We start from the raw sequence: 2,593 nt of genomic DNA, 5'->3' as shown, positions 1-2,593 counted from the left end.
TCCCCTCTCCGAACAGCGAACCAACCAATGGAGTAAAAATCAAATCTTGGATCGAGGGGACCTCAGCAAATGCTTCATAGCCATATTCCCAAAAAAAGGTGGACATGAGCGTCGAAAATGCCGCCGATTCACCGATCGATAATCCATCATTACGTGCCATAGTATAGCGCCAATTCAAATTTAAAGTGCAACAGTTTAGAAATTCAGATATAGCGGATAATTGAAGAGGTTAGCTGCGATAGAATAAGTGAATTATCCGACCAAAGATAGGACACTTATGAGTTACCAACAGCTAACCATGGCACAACGATATCAAATTGAGGCTTTAAAAAAAGAGGGACTGAGCCAAAGAGCGATAGCTTTAAACATTGGAGTGCATTATTCGACCATATGCAGGGAGTTAAGGCGAAATGCCCTTGATAGTGGAGAATATTTTGCACTGAGTGCAGCCGTAAGTGCACGATTGCGGTATCAGTATAAGTCAAAGAACCGCCGATTAGGTAAAGAGCATATCAACTATATCAAAAAGTATATACAAGAGGGATGGAGTCCAGAGCAAATCAGTGGTCGTATGGTATTAGATGGATTAAAATCTATCAGTCATGAGACAATTTACCAGTATGTCTATGCCAATCAAAAAAGTGGTGGCAAGCTCTATCTGTACCTCAGACACAAACACAAGAAATACACCAAACGAACAGCTTCACATCGTAGTCGTGGACAAATCAAGAACCGTATATCTATCGATGAGAGACCATTAATCGTAGAAGAAAAAAGCAGAGTCGGCGATTGGGAAGTCGATACGATCATAGGACGATATCACCATCAAGGGATTGTCACCATTGTTGATCGATGTTCTAAATTCACACTGATGAAAAAAGTTCCAAGCAAACACGCTGAACCAGTTAAACAAGCTATCCTAGATCTGCTCAAACCGATTAAAGATCATACCCTCACAATTACATCCGATAACGGTAAAGAATTTGCCTATCACCAAGAAATTAGCAGAACCCTCGATACAGACTTTTACTTTGCACACCCTTACCAATCATGGCAACGAGGATTAAATGAACATACAAATGGATTGATACGGGAATATTTCCCTAAAGAGAAAGAGTTTCAAGAGATAACGGATAAGCAAATCGTTGACGTTCAAAATAAACTCAACAATAGACCAAGAAAAATATTGGGATATAAAACACCTTCAGAAGTGTTCTTTGCTACAATTACGAAATCTTATTCTGTAGCTTAACCGTGTGTTGCACTTACTACTTGAATTGGCGATATCTATTTTTGTTGCATTAGCTTGAATACTATTTGTAATAGCTTCTTCTAAAATACCAATTAATCTCAAATTGGTTGGAAGTTTTTTGACTATCTGCTTAGTTGTTACTAACATTTTGCTATTCCTGCTTATAATAAAAACTATGATTGTAGCTAAAGTATGGTGAAGTTGAAGTTTTTTGACATTTTGAAAGAAAATTTAATGCAAAGAAAATAAAATCCCCCTGAACGGGGGAAGAGGATAAAGAGAATCTCTTAGCTGTTACGCTTTTTGATAATCTCTTCGGCAACGTTACGTGGAACTTCTTCATAGTGATCGAATTCCATAGAGTAACTTGCACGTCCTTGTGTTGCTGAACGAAGGTCAGTTGAGTAACCGAACATTTCAGACAATGGTACGAACGCATCAACAATTTTGTTACCAGAACGGTCACCCATGTTGTTAACTTGTCCACGACGACGGTTAAGGTCACCGATAACATCACCCATGAAGTTTTCAGGTACTTCTACTTCAACTTTCATCATAGGCTCTAGGATCGCAGGGTTTGCCTTACGACAAGCCTCTTTGAATCCCATAGATGCAGCAAGTTTAAATGCCATCTCAGAGGAGTCAACCTCGTGGTATGAACCATCATACAATGCAACTTCGATATCCTCGATAGGGTAACCCGCGAGAACACCTTTTTGCATTGCTTCTTTACACCCTTTTTCAACTGCAGGAACGTATTCTTTTGGAATAACCCCACCTTTGATTTCGTTGTGGAAAGTATACCCGCTACCAGGCTCGCCCGGCTTAACGATGAGATAAACGTGACCAAATTGTCCACGTCCACCTGATTGCTTAGCGTATTTGTACTCTTGGTTTACTTCCGCACGAATTGACTCACGGTAAGCAACTTGTGGAGCACCAACCTCTGCTTCAACTTTGAACTCACGGAACATGCGGTCAACAAGGATCTCAAGGTGAAGCTCACCCATACCTGAAATGATCGTTTGACCTGTTTCTTCGTCTGTATGAACACGGAAAGATGGATCCTCTGCTGCAAGTTTTGCAAGTGCGATACCCAATTTTTCTTGGTCAGGTTTTGTTTTAGGCTCAACCGCAACCGAAATAACCGGCTCAGGGAAGTGCATAAGCTCCAAAATGAGGCGATCGTCTTCTGAACACAATGTATCTCCTGTTGTTGTATCTTTAAGACCAACAACTGCACCGATTTCACCCGCATAAAGAGATTTGATCTCTTCACGTTTGTTAGCGTGCATTTTAACAATACGTCCGATACGCTCTTTTTTACCTTTGATGGTATTG

At 40.4% G+C, this 2,593-nt stretch carries 3 protein-coding genes; 1 reads left to right on the top strand and 2 read right to left on the bottom strand.

Features of this window, described 5'->3' with window-relative positions; genetic code table 11:
• The coding region (locus WA010_RS06485) for a DUF3943 domain-containing protein (protein WP_422556328.1) at positions 1 to 160 on the bottom strand (160 nt) is incomplete at its 3' end.
• A gap of 117 nt (positions 161 to 277) precedes the next feature.
• Here WA010_RS06485 and WA010_RS06480 point away from each other — a divergent pair.
• The gene (locus WA010_RS06480) at positions 278 to 1,252 is read left to right on the top strand and encodes an IS30 family transposase (RefSeq protein WP_422556327.1); all 975 of its coding nucleotides are present in this window, start codon (positions 278 to 280) and stop codon (positions 1,250 to 1,252) included.
• 287 nt (positions 1,253 to 1,539) lie between these two features.
• Here WA010_RS06480 and WA010_RS06475 read toward each other — a convergent pair.
• The coding region (locus tag WA010_RS06475; RefSeq protein WP_422556326.1) for an elongation factor G at positions 1,540 to 2,593 on the bottom strand (1,054 nt) is incomplete at its 5' end.

Origin of the sequence: Sulfuricurvum sp., assembly GCF_049305995.1 — a bacterium.
Classification (GTDB): Bacteria; Campylobacterota; Campylobacteria; order Campylobacterales; family Sulfurimonadaceae; genus Sulfuricurvum.
Note: the sequence above shows the minus strand (reverse complement) of the source record. Positions and strands in the feature narration are given on the sequence as shown.